The 24,856-nt window shown below is 31.8% G+C and carries 14 protein-coding genes and 4 pseudogenes; 1 reads left to right on the top strand and 17 read right to left on the bottom strand.

Annotation, left to right across the window (positions count from 1 at the left end):
- Window positions 1-45: 45 nt before the first annotated feature.
- Window positions 46-666 (top strand): annotated as a pseudogene (locus AC1RYN_RS00285) (inner membrane CreD family protein); the annotation flags it as partial.
- Window positions 667-897: 231 nt separating this feature from the next.
- On the opposite strand, the gene AC1RYN_RS00280 reads toward AC1RYN_RS00285, so the two are convergent.
- The 17 genes and pseudogenes from AC1RYN_RS00280 to AC1RYN_RS00200 all read right to left on the bottom strand — a co-directional run bounded on the left by AC1RYN_RS00280 (window position 898) and on the right by AC1RYN_RS00200 (window position 24,806).
- Entirely contained in the window at window positions 898-1,347 is a 450-nt protein-coding gene (locus AC1RYN_RS00280; RefSeq protein WP_481805372.1) for a MarR family winged helix-turn-helix transcriptional regulator, read from the bottom strand.
- 85 nt (window positions 1,348-1,432) lie between these two features.
- A complete protein-coding gene (locus AC1RYN_RS00275; protein ID WP_481805371.1) occupies window positions 1,433-2,182 on the bottom strand; it encodes an SDR family NAD(P)-dependent oxidoreductase in 750 nt (249 codons plus the stop codon).
- Between the two features lie 384 nt (window positions 2,183-2,566).
- Window positions 2,567-3,181 (bottom strand): hypothetical protein, encoded by a 615-nt coding sequence (locus AC1RYN_RS00270; RefSeq protein WP_481805370.1) that lies wholly within the window; start codon window positions 3,179-3,181, stop codon window positions 2,567-2,569.
- A gap of 101 nt (window positions 3,182-3,282) precedes the next feature.
- Window positions 3,283-4,670 (bottom strand): annotated as a pseudogene (locus AC1RYN_RS00265) (M20/M25/M40 family metallo-hydrolase).
- 121 nt (window positions 4,671-4,791) lie between these two features.
- Window positions 4,792-6,726, bottom strand: coding sequence for a discoidin domain-containing protein (locus tag AC1RYN_RS00260; protein WP_481805369.1), 1,935 nt, complete (start codon window positions 6,724-6,726; stop codon window positions 4,792-4,794).
- A 32-nt stretch (window positions 6,727-6,758) separates the two neighbouring features.
- Window positions 6,759-7,541: a glycerophosphodiester phosphodiesterase family protein gene (locus tag AC1RYN_RS00255; RefSeq protein ID WP_481805368.1), complete on the bottom strand. Its 783-nt coding sequence runs from the start codon at window positions 7,539-7,541 to the stop codon at window positions 6,759-6,761.
- A 181-nt stretch (window positions 7,542-7,722) separates the two neighbouring features.
- Window positions 7,723-10,022 (bottom strand): annotated as a pseudogene (gene bglX / locus AC1RYN_RS00250) (beta-glucosidase BglX).
- Between the two features lie 10 nt (window positions 10,023-10,032).
- Window positions 10,033-10,734, bottom strand: a complete 702-nt coding sequence (locus tag AC1RYN_RS00245; protein WP_481805367.1) for a carboxylesterase family protein — start codon at window positions 10,732-10,734, stop codon at window positions 10,033-10,035.
- 15 nt (window positions 10,735-10,749) lie between these two features.
- Complete coding sequence (locus AC1RYN_RS00240; RefSeq protein WP_481805366.1) at window positions 10,750-12,123, bottom strand: glucoamylase family protein; 1,374 nt, start codon at window positions 12,121-12,123, stop codon at window positions 10,750-10,752.
- A gap of 72 nt (window positions 12,124-12,195) precedes the next feature.
- On the bottom strand, window positions 12,196-13,707 hold the full coding sequence (locus AC1RYN_RS00235) for a RagB/SusD family nutrient uptake outer membrane protein (RefSeq protein WP_481805365.1): 1,512 nt from the start codon (window positions 13,705-13,707) through the stop codon (window positions 12,196-12,198).
- A 4-nt stretch (window positions 13,708-13,711) separates the two neighbouring features.
- The gene (locus AC1RYN_RS00230; RefSeq protein WP_481805364.1) at window positions 13,712-16,735 is read right to left on the bottom strand and encodes a SusC/RagA family TonB-linked outer membrane protein; all 3,024 of its coding nucleotides are present in this window, start codon (window positions 16,733-16,735) and stop codon (window positions 13,712-13,714) included.
- Window positions 16,736-16,979: 244 nt separating this feature from the next.
- Window positions 16,980-18,404 carry a helix-turn-helix transcriptional regulator gene (locus tag AC1RYN_RS00225; protein ID WP_481805363.1) on the bottom strand — a complete coding sequence of 475 codons (1,425 nt, stop codon included), beginning with the start codon at window positions 18,402-18,404 and terminating at the stop codon, window positions 16,980-16,982.
- On the bottom strand, window positions 18,364-19,725 hold the full coding sequence (locus AC1RYN_RS00220) for a ligand-binding sensor domain-containing protein (RefSeq protein WP_481805362.1): 1,362 nt from the start codon (window positions 19,723-19,725) through the stop codon (window positions 18,364-18,366). The genes AC1RYN_RS00225 and AC1RYN_RS00220 overlap by 41 nt, the downstream gene beginning before the upstream one ends.
- 101 nt (window positions 19,726-19,826) lie before the next feature.
- Window positions 19,827-21,011 (bottom strand): acetate/propionate family kinase, encoded by a 1,185-nt coding sequence (locus AC1RYN_RS00215; RefSeq protein WP_481805361.1) that lies wholly within the window; start codon window positions 21,009-21,011, stop codon window positions 19,827-19,829.
- A gap of 10 nt (window positions 21,012-21,021) precedes the next feature.
- A complete protein-coding gene (gene pta / locus AC1RYN_RS00210) occupies window positions 21,022-23,115 on the bottom strand; it encodes a phosphate acetyltransferase (protein WP_481805360.1) in 2,094 nt (697 codons plus the stop codon).
- Between the two features lie 267 nt (window positions 23,116-23,382).
- A pseudogene (gene corA / locus AC1RYN_RS00205) lies at window positions 23,383-24,452 on the bottom strand (magnesium/cobalt transporter CorA).
- 120 nt (window positions 24,453-24,572) lie between these two features.
- Window positions 24,573-24,806, bottom strand: coding sequence for a GNAT family N-acetyltransferase (locus AC1RYN_RS00200; protein ID WP_481805373.1), 234 nt, complete (start codon window positions 24,804-24,806; stop codon window positions 24,573-24,575).
- Window positions 24,807-24,856: the final 50 nt, after the last annotated feature.

Here is a 24,856-nt window from a genome sequence, read left to right as displayed (position 1 = left end):
TGTATTGCTAAAATTAATACATGCTCCTGTTGTTAGGGAGGCAGCACCTCTAATTGGGCTTCTCCTAGTTTTACTGGTAATTTCTTGCCAGATGATAAAACAAAAAAGATAAACGAAACTGGATTTGTTGCTAATTGGAAAATTTTGCATATCAATAGAGCATTCTCTCAACAAGCTTTTGATATTTTGCCTGATTTAAGTTCATATAGTTTTGGGGTTGACTTTGTAATTCCTGTAGATCAATACCAACAAAACGAGCGTGCCTCTAAATATGGTTTTCTTGTTATTGGGCTTACTTTTTTGATTTTCTTTTTAATCCAGAATATGAGTAAAATTAGTATTCATATTTTCCAATATTCGATGATTGGTTTGGCTCTTATTATGTTTTATACTTTATTAATTTCGATAACTGAGCATAGTAATTTTACCAAAGCGTATATTTTATCTGGTATAGCCGTTATATCGCTAATTACGGCGTACTCATTTTCAATTTTAAAGAATAAAAAATTTCCGATATTCATTGGGTTTTCACTCACCGGATTATACACTTTCATTTATGTTATTATCCAATTAGAGAATTATGCATTATTGGTAGGCAGCGTAAGTTTATTTTTAATTCTTGCAGCCGTGATGTACTTTTCTAGAAAAATAGACTGGGGAAAATAATTAACCTAAAAAGTTAGATACAATTTGGATGCTGTATAATTTGGAATATCCTATTATGACATGAAGGTTATAACTCTTATGCACTGAAAATAATTACATCCAACAGCTTAATATAATTTCAGATAGTTTATAAGTCAGTAAGCTATCTGAAATTATATTTTTAAAATTAATCTACTTTTTATCTTGTTTTAAGCCTACTTAGCTCATAAATAATCGAGATAACTTATTTTTTTATATCTCTATATTTTTTATTTTCTTCAATAAATAATTTAACTGATCTGCTTCCCGATCGGATAATGCTCCATATACTTCCTCATCGAGTACATGAAGATTTTCATTGACTTTATTCAGTAACGTTCCTCCTTCTTTAGTGATAATAATTGCAATTAAGCGCTTATCAGACGCTACAATTTCTTTTACTACTAATTTCTTTAGGACTAAACGATCTACCAAACGTGAAACTCCAGCATTTTTTTCGACCATTTGTGCCAATATATCAGAAGTAGATAACGGTTTATCATTCTCTGCTAATATTTTTAAGACATTGTACTGTTGAGAAGTCAATCCATATCTAGCAAAGAATAATTGGGATTTAGTATACGCCCAATTGAAGGTTTCAAGTAGATTTAAGCCTAATTCTCTTTTTATAGAAGGAAGAGTCTTTTTTTTATCAAAAGCCATAATTTTATCTGTAAAACAAGATTACAAAAAAAAGAAGAAGCTATTCTCCTTCTTTTTCCTTTAAAACATCTTTCAAAGATACTAATTATTGAATTAAATAGCCCCCATCTACAGGCAAATAGGCTCCTGTACAATAGCTGGCATCATCTGACGCTAAGAATAAAAATGTTTTAGCAATCTCTTCTGGTTTCCCTAATCGCTTCATTGCTGTTTTTGATTTTAAATACTCGGCTGCTCCAGATCCTGCATTGTCCATTAATATTGGAGTTTCAATATATCCTGGGCCAATTATATTTACACGAATATTTTCTGTCCCATTTTCTAGAGCCGCTGCTTTTGTTAATCCTACTATCCCATGTTTTGAAGAAACATACGAAGCAATTCCCATATCTGTAACCTGACTCATTACTGAACCAATATTAACAATCGCTCCTCCACCTTGTTTACGCATTTGAGCAATCTGATATTTCATTCCGTAAAACACACCATTCAAATTTACAGCAATTACTTTGTTCCACTCATCAAGTGTTTTTTCATTGATATGCTTCAAACTCGTATCTACAATTCCTGCATTATTAAGAGCTACATCCAATCTTCCAAAAATCCTTATCGTTTCATTAACGGCATGTTCTACTTCTTCTGGTTTAGAAACATCGCATTTTACATACGCAGCTTTACCACCTACTTTTTTTATTTCTTCTACTACCTGAGAACTTTCACCTATATCAGCAATCATTACTGCTGCTCCTTCTTTTGCAATAGCTAGTGCTGAAGCTTTTCCTATTCCTGAATTACCTCCCGTAATAAAGGCAACTTTATTTTCAAAACGTTTCATCTTTTATATTTTTAAGTTATTCAATTAAATATTAAATTTAATGATTAATCATCAATGTCTAATCATTAAATAGTTAAATTAAGCATAAAACTAAAAAAACATATAAATCAAGCACTTAACAATAAAAAAATTTAGATAAAAAAAAGCCCCCAAATAGTACATGACTTATTGGAGACAATTCAAATTAAGTGATTTATTTTTTACAAAAATTAGAAACTAACTATTTCGTTAAGATTCTGTTTTGATCAATTAGATATACTAATGAAGCCATTGTAGCTGCTCCAATTTTTAAAAACTTTTTACATTATACAATTATAATATAACTTACAATATATCAGCACGTCCTATATTAAATTTTTAAATTCATTTATACAACAAAAGTCATTAAATCATTAATAAGATAGCCACTCTTTGATCACCAATTTTACAATTTACGATGTAAATTGTATATAGAACAAAGTATATTTCTTTAGCGTTGAGTTTCTCTTTATATCTTAAAATTACATTTAATCCTTCATTCTGTATATCTATTAATGATTTTATTGAATCTATATCAGAAAACTTCAATAAATCATTTTTAAATTGATCTATAAATTCATTAAAACCTTCGGTTTTATATTCCAATATTGAATTAATATCAATTGCTTTTCCTTTAACTATAGGAATCTGCATACCACTAAATCCATTCAAAATACCTCTCTCTGATAAAATTTCATTTTTTATTGATTGAAGGGAATCTAAATTTACAATCTTTAGGAGTGGTACGTGTGGTATGTAATCAAAAAGAAGAAAATCTCCATATATTTCCTGAGTACTACTTAATTCCTGTCTTCTTTCCTTAATAGGATTTCTTGAATATTTATGAAATTCCAAAGAATCATTTAAGTTTATATTTTTATCATCAAATATTGTCCATTCCCATAATTCTTTAATTGTAAATTCCTCATATTGTGTGGCTGTATTTATTATTTCATTAAATACTGCGTGTAAGCTATACATATTTCGTCTATTACTATTTTCCTCAAATCTACCAATTTTATTGCAATAAAAAAGCTACAGGTTAGAACTTGTAGCTTTTTTGAATTTATATTTTAAGAAACTTAATTTGCAGTTGGAAGAATAATTCCTTTTTGATCAATTAGATATACTAATGAAGCCATTGTTGCTGCTCCAAGCTCTAGTTCTCTTTTGTTGATTGCATCAAATTTATCATTGGCTGCATGGTGATAATCAAAGTAACGTTGTGAATCTGGCTTTAAACCTGCTTTAACAAGCGTTTTAGAGGTTAAATGTCCAATATCTGAACCACTGTGCCCTTTTACAAAACTATGTATTAAATAAGGCTCAAATAATCCTTTGTAGCTTTCGATTTTCTTAAAGTTATCATCATCTGTTTCAAATGAGAAACCTCTTGGACTGAATCCTCCTGAATCGCTTTCTAAAGCAAAAATATGATTCTCTTTATTTTTTTGTGCCATTTCTTCATACATAGCTCCTCCTCTACCTCCATTTTCCTCATTCATAAACAAGACTACGCGAATTGTATTTTTAGGTTTATAACCAAGATTTTTAAGAATACGTACTACTTCCATACTTTGTACTACTCCTGCCCCATCATCGTGTGAACCATCGGCTAGATCCCAAGAATCAAGATGTCCACCTACAATCATAATATTTTGTGGGTTTTCTGTACCTTTCATTTCTCCTATCACGTTATGTGACAATACATCTGGTAACTGCTCACAAGATTGTTTGAAATAAAATTTTAAAGTTGGGTTTTTCTTTAAAGATTTACTTAATAATTCGGCTCCATTAGTACTTATTGCAGCCGTTGGTATATATTCAGATTTTGGTAAGTCACCATAACTTTGCGTTCCTGTATGAGGAAAATCATCTAATCTTAAATTCATCGAACGTACAATTGTTCCTACCGCTCCAAATTTAGCAGCTTCTTTTGCTCCAGCATATCTTTGATCTACGCAGCCTCCGTATGATTTAAAAGTCTCAACATTTTCAGGATCCATTGGTCGGTTAAAGAAGACTATTTTGCCTTTTACTTTGGCACCTAATTCATTTAATTCTTTAATTCCCTGTACTTCAATCACCTCTGCAGTAACTCCTGTTTTTGGTGTAGCGATCGATCCTCCCAATGCTGTAATTGGTACTTCAGTTTTAATTTTATTATCTAAAATATAAGCTGTTTCTTTTCTCCACGAACCCAATGTGGCACCATTACTTCCTAGAAGTATACTCTGTCTAGACCTATACTTTCTAACTGATTTTTTGTGTATTGCACTGCCTCAGCTGCGTTCGTTGAGCCTGACAAGCGTCCTCCAATATCATTAGACAAGTATTCTAACCAAGTATAACATTTAGATTGGGTTAATGCTGCTTTGTAAATAGATTTAATATTCTTTTCATCGGGAGTTTGCGCAAATGCAGTTAATCCACTTAAAAATAAAATAGTTAATAAAGATGTTTTTTTCATTGGTTATATGGCTTTTTGAAATTAGTTAACTTTTAGAAGTTCTTTTAATTTCAAAAATAAACAAATTTCTTTGTAACTCTAGTACGTTTTTCTATACGTTTTCAGAAAATAGAATCTGTAATTATTTCACCTCGATGATTTCATTTTTTACACTAATTCCATTCTCATTAAAAGCTTCAATTGTAAAATAATAGTTAGTTCCTTTATCTAATCCTCTAAAATCATAAGTGCTTTCGTCGTAAACCATTATGCTATTATACAACTTATCTGGTTCGATTCCGTAATGAATACTATAGCCAATTGCATCTGGTTGCTTCTCCCAATGTATCATTGCATTACGCGAATCTTTTTCACTTCTATCCACTTTAAACCCTGAAACTGGCTTTGGTTTTTCTAATAATCCATTTCCAAAAACTCTCAAATCAGACACTGCAAATAATCCTGAAGCATTATGTATGTTTACCATTTTTATATAACGTGCCTTAATTGGTTTTGTTAATTCTACATAATCATGTGGTACATCTTTATCATTCTGAGATTTATCTACAACCAAAGTCCAATTTACAGCATCATCTGACATAAATATTTTGTACTGATAATAAATATCCATTGCCTTATTGTATTGCGTTGCTTTATGATCGGCATAATTTATTTGCAAAGCATTTATCCGCATTATTCGACCTAAATCTAACTGCAACCATTCTCCTGGATTGCTCGTTTTTGCCGACCAATAGGTTTGAATATCTTCATCGGTCAAATTCTTAGCATCGTAGCAAAATTTCTCAAACACTTTTTTTCCACCGTTATCAACTCTATGCGTTTGCACTTCCATACATTCTTCTGAAGAAGAAACGGTTACTGGCTTTTTATACGAAAGTAACATCCATCCTGATGAAGCTCCTTTAGTTTGATCTCTCTGTTTTGTGGGTAAAACTATCGGGAAATCTCCATATGATGTGATAGAATACATTATATCATCTTTATCAAATCCTGCTGGAAACATGTCGATACGACGTTCAAAACGGTCTTTTATTGATATTTTACAAGTTCCTGTATTCCAGTAATTCCCGTAATTATCTGCAAACGTATTTCCGTGTCCCGCTCCTATTACAAATCCTCCTGGTTTATACGACATCGGATTGTGTTTTTGATAAACAAATGGTCCTAATGGATGATCACCGACATGAACTCCATTAGCATATCCTTTAAACTCCGTAGCTGGAGCTCCGTATTGCATATAATACTTTCCGTTATGTTTGGTCATCCAAGCTCCTTCAATAAAATCTCCCCAAGGTGCAGGCTCCATATCATTATTAGGTCCAAAACGTTCCCAACCATGGTTTGCTGGATCTAGACCTACAACTTCTTTTATCTCTCCATACGGACGCTGAATATCTTCTACTTCAGTAGCTGCGTACAATTTTGCATAAGCTGCTTGATCTCCTATTGGCAACCATGTTTTATAGTCTACTTCGGTACCTACAAGTGGTAACTTTCCGCTTGACCCATAATACATATACACTTTTTTATCGTCATCCTGAAAAATTGCGGGATCCCAAGTTGGCAACATTGCTGTATTTACATGTCTTGTCCAACGACCCGATTTTGGGTCAGCTGTTTTCCAAATAGGATGATCCTTTTTCCAGGTTGACCCTACATAAAACAAAGTATCGTTTACAACCCAAGCCGCTGGTGCACACTGATCGTCATCGCCTGGGCGTCTCTGAAAACTTCCGTAAACAAATTCCCAATTAGACATATCCTTACTCCAAAAAAATCCTGCTTGATTGGTAGCAAATAAATAATATTCGCCTTTATAAGTGATAATTACAGGATCGGCACTTGAACGACGAGATTCGGGAATTCTGTTATGATTTTCGGTGGTATAATTGTATCCAATATTTACTGGATTACAATAAGTTGAAGCTGTCTTATTTGGGTCAAACCATTCCGTTTTCCCTAAAAAAGTAGTTTTCGATTCTGATGTATGAATTTTACATCCTACCAAAAGCAATAACATTGCTATTGAATACAGTTTATAACTATTTTTCATCATTTTATATTTTAGAAATGAGACCCTTTGAAAATCTATTTTTTAACCTTTATTCTTTCTCCTAATAATTCTGGTTCATTGGTTGTGATATAGTCAAAATTATTTTCAATAATCCAGTCCATATTCTCAATATCATTAACTGTCCAAACATTTAAAGTTATCTTATGATCCTTTGCTTCTTTAATCCAATCTGGGTGCTTTTTAAAAACGGAATAATGATAATCGACACCCGTTATGTTATCTAACTTAACTTCTTTTGGAGATTTATTTCCTTCCAAATATTGCAATGTAGTTTTAGAATCTACTTCTCTAATTTGCTTCAGTATTTCATAATCAAAACTGATATATGAAGTTATTTTTTCTGCTTTAAGACTCTTAACTATTTCAACCGCTTTTAAAGCAATTTTTTTTCCTCTTTCTTTACTTATTCCCGAAGGTTTTATTTCGCATACCAAAGTAGTATTCTTATTATTCTTTTTTCCTTCTATAATATATTCTCTCAGAGTTGGTAGTTTCTCCCCATTTGAAAGCTTAAATTTGACTAGGTCTGCATATTTTGTTTCTTCAACAATTAAGTTATTATAATGTGGATCGTGATTTATAACAAGCGAGTCATCAGCTGTCATAACTACATCAAATTCTGACCCTGCCCATTTTGAATCTATAGCGTGCCTAAGTGCTGCGATTGAGTTTTCTGGTAAATTGTTTTTCTTCCATGCTCCACGATGCGCAACAATTCCATTTTTTGCAACATTACAAGAAGTGAAAACAAATAGTATTAATATTAGAAATACGCGAAATATTTTAATAGTATTCATTGTATAGAAAATTAAGTTTTATAATTATTTGAAAATTAATAGCTAACTAGTTTCTCAAGAAACTACATTATTTTACCCTATCTGATTTAAAAAAATTTAGCAACAAATAAAATTTTAGTTAAAAAAAAGGCCCTCCGAAACCAATACGAAGGGCCAAACACGAATCAATCTAACCAACCAATTAATTGATTAACTCAAAACTAACTTTCTTATCTGCATTTGAATCAGTTCCAACAAATATGTCGAATTGACCTGGTTCTGCAATAAATTTTAAATCTGAATTGTAAAATTTCAAATCCTCAACAGTAATTTCAAAATTCACAGTTCTTTTTTCTCCTTTTTTAATATCAATTTTTTGGAAACCTTTCAATTCTCTTACTGGTCTTGTAACTGATCCTACTAAATCTCTTATGTATAATTGAACTACTTCTTTACCATCATAATTTCCTGTATTTGTAACATCAACAGTAACATTTAATTTTCCTGTGAAGTTCATTTTATCAGATGAAATTTTTAAGTTTGAATAATCAAAAGTTGTATAACTTAATCCATAACCAAATGCATATAAAGGCTCATTTCTTTCGTCAATGAAGTTTGATCTGAATTTCTCAAATTTCCCTCTTTGTTTAGTAATGGTCTTCCTGTATTTTTTTGGTTATAATAAATAGGCACCTGCCCTACGCTTCTTGGGAATGTTGATGTTAATTTTCCTGAAGGATTTTCATCTCCAAACAAAACATCTGCAATTGCGTGTCCTGCTTCACTTCCTGCAAACCAAACATTAAGAATTGCTGGAACAGTTTCGCTTTCTTCTTTTATTACTAATGGGCGGCCATCAAATAAAACAACAACAACTGGTTTTCCTGTTTTTAATAATGCTTGTAATAGATCTTTTTGTGCTTGTGGAATTTCTAAGTTAGTTCTACTACTGCTCTCTCCGCTCATCTCTGCAGATTCTCCAATTGCTGCAACAATTACATCTGATTGTGAAGCAATTTTTAAAGCTTCAGCAAGCAATTCTTCTTTAGTTCTGTTATCACGATATAACGTTTTACCAAACATAGTTGCATTTTTTTCAAACTCAGCATCATAGTCTAAATTACTTCCTTTTGCATAAAGCACGTTTGTAGACTTACCTGCAACATCTTTGATTCCTGCTAATAATGAAATAGCAGTATTCATGTTTGTAGCAACACTCCAAGTTCCTGGCATATTTTCTTTGGCATCAGCCAATGGACCAATTACCGCAATAGTACCTGATTTTTTTAAAGGTAATAACTGATTTTCATTTTTTAATAAAACCAATGATTGTGAAGCAATTGTTCTAGCTTCGGCTCTGTGGCTTGTTGTGAAAATTTCAGTTTTAGCTCTTTTGTCATCACAATATTTATAAGGATCTTCAAACAATCCTAAATCGTATTTTGCTTCAAGAATAAGACGCACTGCATTGTCTAATTGTGCCATGCTTACTTTATTCTCTGCCAATGATTTTTTTAATGTCGTAAGAAATCCTTCTCCTACCATATCCATCTCTACACCTGCGTTTAATGCCAATGCTGATACAGTTTGTAAATCTCCCATTCCGTGGTCAATCATTTCAGGAATCCCTGTATAATCTGTAACAACAAATCCTTTAAAACCCCATTCTTTTCTTAAAACATCAGTCATAAGCCATTTACTTCCAGTTGCTGGAATTCCATCAACTTCATTAAAAGACGCCATAACCGAACCTACACCCGCATCTATAGCTGCTTTATAAGGAGGGAAATATTCATTATACATTCTTATTTTACTCATATCTACTGTGTTGTAATCACGTCCTGCTTCTGGTGCGCCATATAAAGCAAAATGTTTTACACATGATAATAGTGTATTGTTTTTTGAAAGATCGTTTTGTTGGTATCCGTTAACCATTGCTTTTGCAATTTCGCTACCCAAAAATGGATCTTCTCCTGAACCCTCAGAAACTCTACCCCAACGTGGATCACGAGAAATATCTACCATAGGTGAGAATGTCCAGTTAATTCCATCAGCACTAGCTTCTTTTGCCGCAATTTGAGCACTTCTTTCTATCGCCTTCATATCCCATATACAAGATAAACCTAGAGGAATAGGGAAAGTAGTTTCGTAACCATGAATAACATCCATACCAAAAAGCAATGGAATTTTCAATCGGCTTTTTTCAACTGCAATTCTTTGTACTTCTCTAATCTTCTTAACTGATTTAATATTGAATAATCCACCTACTTTACCTTCTTCGATATTTTTAGCAACATTAGAACTATTAGCTTGACCAGTTGTTATATCTCCTGAAGTAGGTAAATTTAACTGTCCGATTTTTTCATCTACTGTCATTTTTGACATTAATTCTGAAACGAACTCTGATTTTGGCTTAATTTTTACCGTTTTTTTGGTTTCTTTTTTTTGAGCATAACTCAAAAAAGCACATCCTAAAAAGAGTATTACTAATTTGTTTTTCATTCTATGGGTTTTATTTATTTCTTACTTGTTTAAACATCCAGTCATAAATTTTCTGGTTGTCATATACTCTTGACCAACTATCATGACCTGCGTCATCAAAAATGGTCAACTCTACATTGCTATTACATTTTTTTAATTCTTTATAAATTGTAATTGCATAATCTATACTCACGACATCATCCATTAATCCATGAAAAATTCGTGTTGGAATCTTTGCTATTTTACAGGTTTGTTCTAATTGAATTAAATCTACAAATCCCGAAATAGGAACTATTGCTGCAAACTTATCCGGATGTGCAAATGCTAAATTCCATGTTCCCCAACCTCCTAAGCTTAATCCTGTAACATAAATTTTATCTGAATCGATATTGTTTTCTTTCTCGATTTTTACTATTAATCGATACAAAACTTCTGTATCCCATTCTTCACCTTCCGGACATTGCGGAGCAAGAACATAAGCATCGAGTTTATGGTCTTTTAAATATTTAAATGGACCGTGGATTTTTACCTTCTCTATATCGGTTCCCTTTTCGCCTGAACCATGAAGAAAAATTAGCAATGGTTTCTTCTCTTTTATTTCCGCTGGAATATGCAATGCGTACCCTAGTTCATGCTTTTGAATGATTTCGGTTTTGATTTTCCCATTTACTGTTGTTTGAGCAAAAGAAATGAATGAAAACAATAGAGCTACTACTGCTAATTTATGCTTCATAATATAGATGTTTTTCTAGAATCCGTATTTACCTGAGTGGAATCCCAAGCCTATCAATCCTTGTTTAACTTCTGGTGCATTCATGAATAACTCCCATAATAAACCAGAGCGGTAATTTTCTAACATTACTACTTCAGGACCTTGATCTATTGCCAAATAGCGTTGTGCAGTCCAACCATGCTGTAAGCTACTTGCATCATAAAATCCTGCTACTCCCCAAGTATCTTTTTTGTGATTTTCATATAAATTACGCATTACCGCAATTGACTCTTTTGGTGTATACACAATTGAACTAATTGCAGCTGTTGGTGCAATAACACCTACATCATTACTTGGCATATGCGCATTATAACCAATAGTTCCATCATCATTTCTAGAATATGATGCGGTTAAGCCCCAATAATTAGATCCGTATCCTTTAAACTTCTTAGGATTCTCTACACAGTACTCATAATCGATTTTAACGTGATTTACATTAAGATCCCAATAGTTAGCGTACTTATCTGTTAATTGATTTGGATCAAGTCCAACATACGAATAATGTGCCCAGAATAAAGGACCTCCGAATTCTTCTGCTCCATTGTGTTTTAGAATTAGGGGAATATTATATTTGGTTTTATCCGTAACTATTCCCCCATTTCTTGCCCAACCTTCGTGGTATTCTTTCGGCGTAATTGGGTGTGTTGGCGAAGCCGCCGCCAATATATAAGTAATTAAACATTCGTTATATCCTTCTAGAGGAAAATTCATTTGCCAATCATATGTAGGCGACCAGTGCCAATACAAGAAATTCTTGTTATTAGTATACCATTTCCAATCTACACCTTTCCAAAGTGCATCATATTTTTTAGCAACTACTTTTTCAGCTTCTGAACCATTTTTTAAGTATTCTCGAACAGTAATCATTCCGCTAACTAAAAACGAGGTCTCGACTAAATCTCCTCCATTATCTTTAGTTCCAAATGGTTTTACTTTTCCTGTATTTCCGTCAATCCAGTGTGACCAAGCTCCATGAAAACGATCAGCTTTGTCTAGGAAATCAGCTATTTTATTCAGTCTCTCAACACCTTCTTTTTTTGTAATGTACCCTCTTGACATTCCCGATACAATCGCCATTAACCCAAAACCAGAACCTCCGGTCGTAACAACATTAGCATCATTTTCGGGATAAACCCCATCAGGATGATAACGTTCTCTCGCCAATCCTGAGTTTGGTTCAGCATAATCCCAGAAATACTTAAAAGTTTGTTTTTGCACTACATCCATAAGCTCTTCATCCGATAGTTTTACAACTGCAGGAGTTACTGTTTTACTTTCTTTTGAATTGTTCGCAGTAGAACCACATCCAAAAAAAACAAAAGACATCAATAAAACTGAAATTCTAATCATTATAAAAATTTATGCAATTAATAAATAATCACCTCCTTCAGTAAATGAAGGAAGTGATATTTTGTATTTTAATTAGTAACCAGGGTTTTGTTGAGACATTCCTTCAGTTTGTCTAATAAATGAATCTGGTATAGGGAATAATTCATTTCTTCCTTCAGTAAATACTTTTCCGTTAGGGAAATCTTTACTTTTATCAGCTTTAAAAGCTTCTTTTGCTTGTCCAGTTCTCACCAAATCAAAGAATCTATCAAACTCAAATGCCAATTCAACTCTTCTTTCCTTCCAGATTGCTTTTCTAACATCAGCTTGAGATACTGCGGGAGTATCTCCCAATCCTGCTCTAAATCTTATTTGATTTAACAACGGAATAGCTTCAGCAGTTTGTCCTAACTCGTTAAGAGCTTCGGCTTTCATTAATAATACTTCAGCATATCTTAAATATTTGATATTTGCATCTGTTTCCCAAACATCTGTAAAAGCTGATGAATATGCTTTAAAGTTATATCTTGGACTAAGAGTGGTATCAATTTCTTGTTTCCCATCATCATTCTTTTTATATATGTGCGGAATTACTCTTCCATCATATAAAGTTGTCCCTCTAAAAATGATTGTAGCTGCTTTTCTTACATCTCCTGCTTCATAAGCTTTTACTAAACTTTGTGAAGGTTGATTAAAGCCCCATCCAAATGAATCACGAACTCCCTGAGTATTAGAGTATCCTTGAATTCCTCTTGCGGGTACAGCTCCATTTCCATTTATTTCAAAAATAGATTCTCCATCATTTTCCCCTTCTAATCTAAACATTTTAGCATAATCAGGAGAAATAGAATATCCCGTTACCTTATTAGAATAATCTACTACTTTTTGCCAATTTTTTTGGTACAAACTTACTTTTGCTAACAAAGCATAAGCAGCTCCTTTTGATGCTCTTGCTTTTTCACTCGCAGCATATTCCGATTTATTTGGTAATACTGAAGCAGCTTCATTTAAATCTTTTTCAATGAAAGCATATACCTCTGCAGCAGTTTTACGAGTTAACTGCATTGTTTTATCTTCCGCAGATAATGGAATACTAGACAAATGATCTACGATAGGAACTCCTCCGTAACATTTAACCAAAGTAAAATACATGAAAGCTCTTAAAAATTTTGCTTCTCCTATTAGTCTTTCTCTTAAAGCTGGACTTGCTTTATCAAGTTTAGGAAGAATAGACAAAGCTTGATTACATCTATTTATCCCATCATAATTTGCATTGAAAGTACTTTCGGCAGAAGGATTTGATGAATTATAGATTAATGCATCCAAAACATCTTTATCTGTTCCAGGGTCACTCGCTATGGAACCTTTATCTGCATCATCTGATGTGATACTAGCCAGTCCAATCCAACCAAACGAGCTCATATCCCAATCTAAAAACTTGCTATAAATTGCTGTTACAAATGTTTTTGCTCCAGTGTCATTATTAAACAATTCGAGATCTTCTACGGAAACAGTTTCTGTTTGCTTTACATCTAAGTAGTCATCTGCACATCCAGAAAAGAAGAATGCTGACAAGGCAAACACTGATATATATATCTTTTTCATAATATTAAAATTTTAAATTAGCACCAATAACGAATGATCTTAATGCAGGATACGCATCTAATTCTACACCTTGCGAACCATATGGATTTCCGTCTCCATTTAATTCTGGGTTGTAACCTGAGAATTTCTGAGTAATGAATGGGTTAATCGCATTTATATATATTCTACAAGCACTAATAAACTGATCTTCTCTTAGAGGAAGCTTGTATCCTAAAGTAATGTTATTGATTCTAAAGAAATCTGCAGATTCCATGTAATAAGTAGAAGCTGTAGGAATAGTGTTAAACGGTCTTGGGTTTGTAGATGTTTTATTTGTCTGTGACCAATAATCATTTGTAATAGACGCTTCTATATTTTCACCTCCTAAACGTTGCCCTTTTTTACCATTATATACTTTTGCTCCTCCTGTTCCATATCCGTCAACAGAAACATCGAAGTTTTTATATACAACACCTAATGAAACTCCATAATTAGAAGTTGGTAAAATTGAACCAACATATTTTTTATCATTAGTTGCAGATAAAAGATTTTGAGTTACTTTTTCTCCAGAAGCAGTGTAATATAACATGTCTCCGTTTGCTGGGTCTATACCTGCATATTCATATAGGTAAAAACTTCCTAATGGTTGCCCAACAGAATTATTATACAATAATTTAGTATTGTGTCCATTACCTAAATCTCCTCCTATTACCTGTGATAATGACACATCTTTTAAACTTGTAAGTCTGTTTTTATTATTAGAATAGTTACCTCCAACCCAATAGCTCAAGTTATCAGATATTTTATCATCCCAACGTAAAGCAATTTCATATCCTTTATTTGAAACTTCACCAACGTGAGAAGGTGACGCATCAACAATACCAGAAGTTGGAAATGGTTTTATATTTAAAATTACATTATCTGTATTTTTATCATAAACATCAAAAGATCCTTTTAATCTGCTATCTAAGAATTCAAAATCTATACCTGCAGAAGCTTCTTCTGTAGTTTCCCATGTTAAACTTGGGTCTATTTGTGAAGTAATACTTGTACCTTCATTTAATATTGAACCTCCTAAATAACTATTAAGTCCTGATGAAAAACCTTGATTGTTAAGTGGTACATTTTGGTTACCTAATTTACCCCAACTTCCTCTTAGTTTTATCAAATCCACACCTTTTACATCTTTCAAGAAGCTTTCTTTGGTAACAACCCAACCTAAACCTAGTGATGGAAAAGTTCCCCAACGGTAGTCTTTAGCAAAATTTGAAGATCCGTCTCGTCTAAGAGTCCCTGTTAACAAGTATCTATCCATTAATTTATATTGAAAACGTCCAAAATAAGATGCTAATTTACTTTCATTAAATGTTACATCATATAAACTCGTTGTAGTACCCACGTATTCAACACCATGTCCTTCTTTTGTATTATTTAAAGACCAATAATTAGAATCTGGGCTTACATTTTTTCTAGCAATAGTCAATTTTTCTCTAGGTCCTTTTACAGATGTCTCCATACCTGCAGTTAACTCTATATCATGAATATTTGCAAAATTTTTATTATAAGTCAAGTAATTAGATAAATTCCAATTATAGTACTGCTCTCTTCCTCTTGTTAACAAATTGATATTTGAACTGGCTAGATAATCTTCTGCACGGCGAGCTGGATTAGCGGCTAACCAGATGTTTTTAGTATCATCGTAGTTATATTGTTTCCAAGAATAATATTCTCCATTAAATTGTGAAGTAAATTTTAATCCTTTAACAATGTCATAATCTAATTTCAATCCTCCTTGCAAAGTAATGCTTCTTTGTTGCTCATTATAAAAATCCAATTGAGCTACAGGATTTCCAATATTATTGATCGAACTACCTGTTGGACTAGCAAATCCATCACCATCAACAAAAGGTGCACCATATTGACCATTAGAAAAATATACTGGAATAAGTGGAGATTGTTTATAGGCATTTGTAAAAGCACTTAAAGGCTTTGGAGTAGATTTAGTTGAAGTAAGACTAAAATTCTGACTTAATGTTAGTTTTTTAGAAATTTTATATTCATTATTATTTCTAAAATTAGTACGACTGTAATCTAAACCATTTAATATCGCTTTTTCCTCATAGTTACCTGCACTAAAAAAGTACTTTATATTCTCTGAAGCTCCAGAAATAGAAATATTATTTTGAGTATAAGATCCTGTTCTTGTAATTTCATCAAACCAATCTGTATTTACAGGTTGATCTGTTGGGAATTTATTAGTTCCTAAAGCTGTATTGGAATACGCAGCATATTGAGCGCTGTTAGCCATTTTTACTTTTTTAAGAGGTGTTCTAATTCCTGCAAAACTTTCGATTTCTACAGAAACTTTGTCACCTTTACCTTTTTTAGTAGTAATAATTATTACCCCATTTGCAGCTCTTGTACCATAAATAGCCAAAGAAGATGCATCCTTTAATATCTCATACGAAGTAATATCGTTCGTATTGATATTGTTGATATTTTCTGTAGGCATACCATCAACTATATATAATGGTGTTTTTCCTCCTAATGCAGTACCTAAACCTCTAATAACAACAGAAGGTGTACTACCTGGTAAATCTGAAGAAATAACCTGAACACCCGCAGCTTTACCTTGTATAGCTTGTGAAGCATTCAATACTTTTGTTTTGGTAATCTCTTCTGCCTTTATTGATGTAATTGCCGAAGTGTTATCTATTTTCTTTCTTGTCCCATATCCAATAACTACAACTTCTTTTAAAGCTGTGTCTTGAGATTCTTTTAAAACAATACTCATAGGTGCTGAAGTTGCTGCTATAGTAGTAGCTTCAAAACCGACCATGCTAATTTTTAGAGGCTCGCCTACTTTGGCTTTGATCTCAAAATTACCATCAAAATCTGTGTCTGTAGAAGTTCTAGATTCGGTGGCGACAACCATTGTTCCTGGAATTGCCATACCCTGTGAATCTAAAACCTTACCTTTAATTACTTGACCAGACATGTATGCTGGAAGTAGAATGAGCGCTAATAAGCTAAAAATAAGATTTCTCATATATTAATAAATTGTTAAAGTTAGTTTGCCAAACTTAGATAATTACAACGTTATAGTACGTTAAATAGAAATACTACATAACTACATCATACTACACAAAACACACAACAAACATCTAATAAACAGCAAATTAAACAAAATAAAAAAACACCACTCTACATCATGATGATGTAGTAATGATGTATTGTAATTTGACATAAATTAAAGTTAAATAATGCATTATCTCTAAAAAACTAAGATGTTTTTATAGATTCAATAAAAAATTAGAAAGGTTTTCATCCTGAACTAAGTTCAATTTCTTTCTTAATCGATAACGATGTAGCTCTACTCCTCTAAACGAAATATTCAGTAAAGGAGCTATCTCTTTTGAAGAAAGATTCATTTTTAAATAAATACAAAGCTTAATATCCTTCGAAGTCAAATTTGGATATTTTTGAGAGAGGTTTGTCACAAACTCATTATGAATTTGATTTAGATTGTTTTCAAAAGTTTCCCACTCATGCTTATTAACAGCATTTATTTTTATAGCTTTTTTAATTTCACTTTTAAGTTTATTAAAATCTGTTTCTGCATCAAGAATGCTTTGGATCTTCTCAATCATTTCTCCTTGTTTAGCAATAGAAAGCGATTTACCTGCTACCTCTGATGATTTGGTTTGCAATTCAAGCTCAAGAATATGTTTTTGGTACTCTTGACTATTCAAATCATGCTCAGCTTTCAATTCCATTTCTAGAATTTCTTTCTGATGTCTTAGTTCCTCTTCTCTTAATTCTAATTTTTGCAAATACCGCATTTTATTCCATCTATAGTAAACATATAAAACACCTGCTATAAAAGACAAGTACAATAAAAGCATCCAAGAAGAAAAATACCATGGCTTTGCAACAATAAAATCAAAACCTGAAATTTTACTGTAACTTAAACCATCATGCTTATATATCTCGATATTATGTGATCCACTATTTAAGTTATTTAAAACTATCAAGCCACCTTTTATAGATCTAAAATTATTTTCATCATTAATTTTATAAAATAAGTTTGGTTTTGTTGCCCCAAATAAACCTGAGATTACATTTATTCGTAATTCTGAATTATAATTTATTTTTGAATTATTTTCAATTAAGTTTTCATCATTGAATGCCTCAATCTTTAAATCTAATTTTAGTTTATTTATTTCTTTTAGTTTAAAGGATATAAAACCATCATCTAAATTCAATAAGTAATTGTTCTTACTCTTAAATATATTCAGATTCTCATTAATGATTTTACCTTTATAGTATTTCTCCTGAATACTATTCCATATAAATTTATTTCCATTTGCATAAATATGGTACAAAAGTCCATCTTGTAACAATATAAAATGATTTTCATCTATAGCAGCTACATCTGAAATATTCTTAAAATTAGAATTAAAAAGCTCATTGTTTTCTAATTGATTGGTGATCGAGTTATAAGTGTACCACGTTTTATTTATTAAAAACAGAATTTCATTTCTGAACTCAAATATTTTTACACCAAAATCATTTCCAATTTTACTGTGTTGTGTAACATTTTCTACTTTCTCTGTTTCGTAATTGTCATTATACAAGATTCTATATAATCCCCTATAATTATCAGCAGCCCATACTTCATTTTTTTTGTTCTGAGCAACATATTTTATAGGTTTCATTAATCCTTTTAGAACTACTTTTTTGTTCCAAATTGTTACTATCTTTATAAACAACAACACCACTATAAGTTGCTTGAAAATAAGAATTACCAATACTACTTTTGGTAAAATTCCATCCTCCATTTATCGTATTTAACTTAGAGAACTTTCCATTTTCATACAAAAATGTTCCTTCATTATGGCCAATAAAATACCTATTATCTACTTTACTTATATTCCATGCTTGTCCCTGACTATTAGGAATCAAAGAAAGCTTCTTATCTGTATACTTAAAAACACCATGATTAGATGCCATTAAATACTCTTTATCGATATTAACTACGGAATATACAGATCCTAAAACTCCCGAATTATCATAAAAAATAGAAACTGGTGAGGTAACTTCAATATGAGCTATTCCATTATCTAATCCTAACCATAAATCATCTTCTTTATCTAATCCGATGCTTAAAATAGAATTGTTCATCAATACATTCTTCCTATTGATATTTTTAAAAGAATTATCGTTAAAGTCAAACATATAAACACCTTCACCAGCTGTACCAATTATAAGTTTATTACTCTTTAAAAACCGGGCTACATTTATGTTTGCATTCTTTAGAACTTCATTTAATGGATGATCCCAAGTAGTTAAACGCCCCTTCTCTTCTACAAAAATTCCTTTTTTATGTGTAAAGATGTATATTTTGTTTTGATGTTTTTCAATAGCATGAATAACATTGTTCTTTAATGCTTCCCAACCTTTTACAGGGTTTAGTTTACTTCCATTTACAACAAAAACACCGTGTTCTACAGAAGCTACAAGCAGCTGCTTATTAACAACAAAACAATAAGATATCAAAAATGGCAACTTCGTTTTTTGGATTGATTTTCCGTTATAAACAAAAATCTGATTAAACGATTGGAAATAAATTAAATTATTAAACTTGAAGATTTTCCATACTTCTTCATTCTCATTTTCATCAAATACTTTTCTGTTTTTAGAAATAGAAATGTACTTCATTTTTCCATCTTGTCGATACCAATATCCAAATTCTTTATAAGATCCTGAATAAACTTTATCACCATCAACCATAATTGAGCGAATGATAGTTTTATTTGGTAACGTATACTTTTCCCAAACAACCCCATTATAACGCACTAAATAATGATTATTTGCAAAATACATTGCATTATCATTTCCTTGAGCTATACTCCAAATTTGATTATCTCCCTCGTAATTAGACTTATTATAGTTTTCTACAAAAGGAAGTAATTCTTGAGCCTGAATTTGAAATGCTATAAAGAAGAGGGAAAATAAATTAAGAAGATTTGATTTCAAAATATTGGTATTTATGTTCAAATATAATCACATTTATTCAATTTCACATATAAAAAAAGCCCCTCAATGAGAAGCTATTTTCATAAAATATCTAATTTTATTTAGTTTTTAAGTAAATGATAAACCTGATTTGCAATTTCAAACTCTTCATCTGTAGGAATTACTAAAATTTTAGTTTTAGATGTTTCAGTATTAATTTCGCGATTTGATTTAGAACGAATCTGATTTTTATCGTTATCTAACTCAATTCCAAAATATTCCATATCCGTACATACTAATTTTCTTATATGCGACGAGTTCTCTCCTATTCCTGCGGTAAAAACAATAGCATCTAAACCATTTAAAGCAGCAGCATAAGAACCTATATATTTTTTAATTCTGTAGGCATTCATAACCAAAGCCAACTGACATTCTTTGTTTCCTTTTTCTGCTTCTGATTCAATATCACGTAAATCACTATAACCCGTAAGTCCAAGCATACCACTTTGTTTTAACAAAATTGAATTTACTTCATCGGCAGTATAATTTAGGTTTTTCATCATATAAAAGATAACCGATTGGTCTATATCTCCTGCTCGTGTACCCATAATCAAACCATTTGATGGAGAAAACCCCATGGTATGATCAATACTCTTTCCATCTTTTATTGCTGTCATACTACATCCATTTCCAAGATGTATTGTGATAATCTTAGAGCTATGCTCTAATAATTCTTTTGCTTGTTCAGAAACATATTTATGGCTAGTTCCATGAAAACCATAAACACGTATTTTATTTTCTGTTAAAAGATAATTGGGTATCGCGTATTTATATGCTTCTACAGGAATTGTTTGATGAAAAGCAGTATCAAAAACAGCTACTTGTTTTGCAGTTGTGAAAATTTCTTCGGCTACATTTATCCCAACATAATGCGCTGGATTATGTAACGGAGCTAATTCTGAAAGCTCTTTTACTTTGTTTTTAACCTCATCGGTAATAATTGTTGTATCCGAAAAAAGACTCCCTCCATGAACGATACGATGTCCAACAGCATCAATTTCTGAAGTAGCTTTTATTACTCCTATTTCATCATTTAAGAGTAAGTTAGCAACTCTTTCTAATCCAATTTTATGTGTTAATATCGATGCTGTTTCTTCAAAAGAAACATCTTTCGTTTTATAAGTTACATTCGAACTCTCTAATCCTATTCTATCTATCATTCCAGAACAAATTACTTCGTTGTCTGGCATTCGCATTAATTGATATTTTATAGAGGAACTTCCTGAATTTAATATTAATATTTTCATGTATATATTTTTATAATCCTTGTGCTTGAATGGCTGTAATTACAACTGTATTTATAATATCATCTACGGTACAACCTCGGCTTAAATCATTAACTGGTTTTTTTAACCCTTGTAACATTGGCCCTATTGCTAATGCTCCTGTTTCTCTTTGTACGGCTTTGTAAGTGTTATTTCCGGTATTTAAATCAGGGAAAATAAGTACACTTGCTTGACCCGCAACTTCTGAATCTGGCATTTTACTTTTTCCAACACTTCTATCTACTGCAGCATCGTACTGAATTGGTCCTTCTATTTTTAAATCAGGTCGTTTTCGTTTAACAATTTCTGTTGCAGTTCTTACTTTTTCAACTTCATCTCCTTTTCCTGATGAACCAGAAGAATAAGAAAGCATTGCTATTTTTGGTTCTATCCCAAAAGCAAGACTAGATTCTGCAGAAGAAATAGCAATTTCTGCCAATTGTTCGGCAGTAGGGTTTGGATTTATAGCACAATCTCCAAATACCGAAACTCGATCTTCTAAACACATAAAGAACACAGATGAAACTACCGATGAATTAGGTTTGGTTTTAATAAATTGCAGCGCTGGTAATATCGTGTGCTGTGTTGTGTGAGCTGCTCCAGAAACCATTCCATCAGCATCACCTTTATACACCATCATTGTACCAAAATAAGAGACATCTTCCATTAAATCTCTTGCCATTGTAATACTTACATTTTTAGCCTTTCTAAGCTCATAATATGTATTTGCATAATCCTCATAAAGATCAGATTCTACTGGATTAATAATATTGACTTTAGAAAAATCAAAAGTAATCCCTAGCTCAGTCACTTTATTTTCGATTTGTTTTTTATCTCCAATGATAGAAATATCAACAACATCCATATCTAATAATCTTGAAGCTGCCATAATGATCCGATCATCATTTCCTTCTGGCAAGACAATGTGTTTACGATGCTGTTTGGCTCGTTTAACCATATTGTATTGAAACATTTTTGGCGTCATCCCTTCTGCTTGAAAAGTGATTAATTTTTCAGATAAACTATCTAAATCAACATATTTTTCGAAAGTAGTAATTGAAGTTTCTATCTTATGACTATTATTAGCATAAATTTGCGATTTGATTGCCCCTATTTTATTCGTAATATGATACGTTCCCTCTTCTACAGCAATAATTGGAACGATTGCTGACAACCCTTCTATTAATTTCAAAATACTATTTTCTGGTAAAATATTACCTGTAAGCACAATTCCTGAAATTGCTGGATAATTGGCTGATTCATTTGCTTGCAAAGCACCTAAAATAATATCAGCACGATCTCCAGGAGTAATTACTAGTGAGTTTTCTCCTAAATGCACCAAATAATTATGTAATTGCATTGCTCCAACACTAAAATGCCCAGTTTGATTGTTTAAATAAGCTTCTCCAAATAAAACTTTAGCCCCTAGATGATTAACAATTTCTTGCATCGTTGGATGATTCAAACTCGAAATGATAGGAATTGCATTTACCAATACCCCCTCAGGTAAGCTTTTTTGCAATCCAGAAGTCACTAATTCTATGTTCTCAATTTGTACTTTATTAGCGATAACCGCCAATACCTCAACATCTTTTATTTTAAATGAATTATAAACAAGTGAAAGATTATCTATTAGTTCATCCAGTGTTTTACCAACTCCTGATCCTAAAATAATAGTAGGAATTCCTAAATTCTTTGCAATTAATACGTTTGTATCCAATTCAATTGCAGTACCTTCCCCTGTAAAACTAGTTCCTTCAACCAATACAAAATCAAAACGTTCTTCAAGACGTTTGTATTTTTCGATAATCAAATCTAGAACTTCACCAATCTTACCTTTATTTTTTTTCTTAATTAATTTGCTTTTGGTTATTGCAAACGCATCTTCAAAGGCTATATCAAGATTAAAATGCGTTAATACTGTATCAATATGATTGTCTCGATCTCCATCGATAAAATCCTCAACAATGGGTCTAAAATAGCCTACTTTGGCAGTTTTCCCCATTAACATGCTCATCAATCCCAAAGTAATAATAGATTTCCCACTATTCTGCTCACTTGTCGCTATATATACCGCTTTACTCATAAATTCATTCTTTAAAACATTACAAAAGTAATCCAAATCCTATGCTGAACTATTAAAAAAAACTTAAACCACTAAACTTAGAAAACTAACCTAAATCAAAATGGTTTTCTAGTCATAAATCCCTTTAAATTTGAAAGCAAAAATAAAAGAATTCCTCTTTGTCTCAACTGATTTTTGTCATATAAAAGACAACTCTATCCTATATTATTTCCTCCTAACTTCAATACACATTCTGGAGTGCTAGTAAATATATCATCAACTATCTCCTTAAAACCATCTTCTTTTTTTAAAATAAATAATTAATGCAATCACCAACAAAAACATTCCAATCATAACAGAATAATAACCATACTGATATTTAAGTTCTGGTATGTTTTCAAAGTTCATTCCATATACTCCAACTATAAAAGTAAGTGGAATAAATATTGCCGAAATTATAGTCAATGTCTTCATAATCTCATTCATTTTATGGCTTTGTGCCGAAAAATAAAAATTAGAAGCACTTTCTAATGAGCTCATATCTGACTCTATTTGCTCTAAAAGCTCTAGGTTTTTTGATGTAAACGTGCAAAAAAACTGAAATTTTCCTTTTCTATTCCATTAAATGTATTGTCGTCTTTTATGCTTTTAATATCATACAAAGAATCGCGAAGTGGAATGATAGAACGTTTCAAGAAATTGAAATTATCTCTATGCTTTTCTATTTTCTCAAGAATAATAGGATTTGTATCTCCCTTAGTAATATTAATTAGTTCTTCAACTTTATTTTCTTCATCCTCAAGCGTGATATAGAAGTTTTCCATCACGGCATCTAATAATAAATAAAGCAAATAATCGACTTTTTTAGTTCTAACGATTCCAGCATGTTGCCTAATACGCTCACGAATATGAGTAAAGAAATCACTCCGTTTTTCTTGAAAAGAAATTAAAACACCATCTTTTATTATAAAACTAATCTGCTCAACACTAATATTATCTGAATGCTCTGAAGGTAAAAGTGATTTTATATTAAAAAAGAGGATTTCTTGTTGTTCTTGTAGTTTAGTTCTTTTGGTTGTATTAAGTATATCGGCAAGCATGAATCCATCCACATTAAAATACGCTCCAATAGTTTTAATAAGATCAATATTGTTTAAACCATGAATATTAAGCCAATTGTTTTTACTGTGATCAATACAGGTATTTAAAGCCAATAAATTAAAATTCTCATATTCGGTGATATCTAAATCATCGTAAACAAAAAGCTGCATTTCTGACTGAGTCTCTTTATGCCGACCTGTATACTCTAATGAATAAGGTTGTAGTTTTCGGCCTTTTTTGTATTTTATTTTTCTCATTCAATAAATGATTTATATAGTAATATTACAAAAAAGTTTTTTAAAACTCCACTACATTGCCAATTTTGGCATTACTAAAACAAAATTCTAACTTATTTAAGAATTAAATAAAACAGGTTATTATTTTACTTTCTTTTCCATAATAAAGTCCTCCATTAAGTACCCGTGATCTAGTTCAATATCGGCTTCGGCTACAATTTCGAATCCCATTTTTTCATAAAAAGATGCTGCTTTATTAAATCTATTTACATTCAAAGTAACAATATCCGCCCCTTTTTCTTTGGCTGCTGCTACAACAGCATCAATTAATAGTTTACCCATTCCTTTTCCTTGTGCTTCAGGAAGTAAATACAGGTGCTGCCTCCCCTAACAACAGGAGCATGTATTAACCTTAGCAATACATA

The organism is Flavobacterium sp. TC780, from assembly GCF_056783245.1.
Note: the sequence above shows the minus strand (reverse complement) of the source record. Positions and strands in the feature narration are given on the sequence as shown.

Bases quoted from the DNA above. Each gene is read 5' to 3' on its own strand.
- AC1RYN_RS00225 (WP_481805363.1), bottom strand. From the start codon at position 18,404: ATGAAACCTATAAAATATGTTGCTCAGAACAAAAAAAATGAAGTATGG.
- AC1RYN_RS00230 (WP_481805364.1), bottom strand. From the start codon at position 16,735: ATGAGAAATCTTATTTTTAGCTTATTAGCGCTCATTCTACTTCCAGCA.
- AC1RYN_RS00260 (WP_481805369.1), bottom strand. From the start codon at position 6,726: ATGATGAAAAATAGTTATAAACTGTATTCAATAGCAATGTTATTGCTT.
- AC1RYN_RS00240 (WP_481805366.1), bottom strand. From the start codon at position 12,123: ATGATTAGAATTTCAGTTTTATTGATGTCTTTTGTTTTTTTTGGATGT.
- AC1RYN_RS00215 (WP_481805361.1), bottom strand. From the start codon at position 21,011: ATGAAAATATTAATATTAAATTCAGGAAGTTCCTCTATAAAATATCAA.
- AC1RYN_RS00255 (WP_481805368.1), bottom strand. From the start codon at position 7,541: ATGAATACTATTAAAATATTTCGCGTATTTCTAATATTAATACTATTT.
- AC1RYN_RS00245 (WP_481805367.1), bottom strand. From the start codon at position 10,734: ATGAAGCATAAATTAGCAGTAGTAGCTCTATTGTTTTCATTCATTTCT.
- AC1RYN_RS00280 (WP_481805372.1), bottom strand. From the start codon at position 1,347: ATGGCTTTTGATAAAAAAAAGACTCTTCCTTCTATAAAAAGAGAATTA.
- AC1RYN_RS00235 (WP_481805365.1), bottom strand. From the start codon at position 13,707: ATGAAAAAGATATATATATCAGTGTTTGCCTTGTCAGCATTCTTCTTT.
- AC1RYN_RS00275 (WP_481805371.1), bottom strand. From the start codon at position 2,182: ATGAAACGTTTTGAAAATAAAGTTGCCTTTATTACGGGAGGTAATTCA.
- AC1RYN_RS00270 (WP_481805370.1), bottom strand. From the start codon at position 3,181: ATGTATAGCTTACACGCAGTATTTAATGAAATAATAAATACAGCCACA.
- pta (WP_481805360.1), bottom strand. From the start codon at position 23,115: ATGAGTAAAGCGGTATATATAGCGACAAGTGAGCAGAATAGTGGGAAA.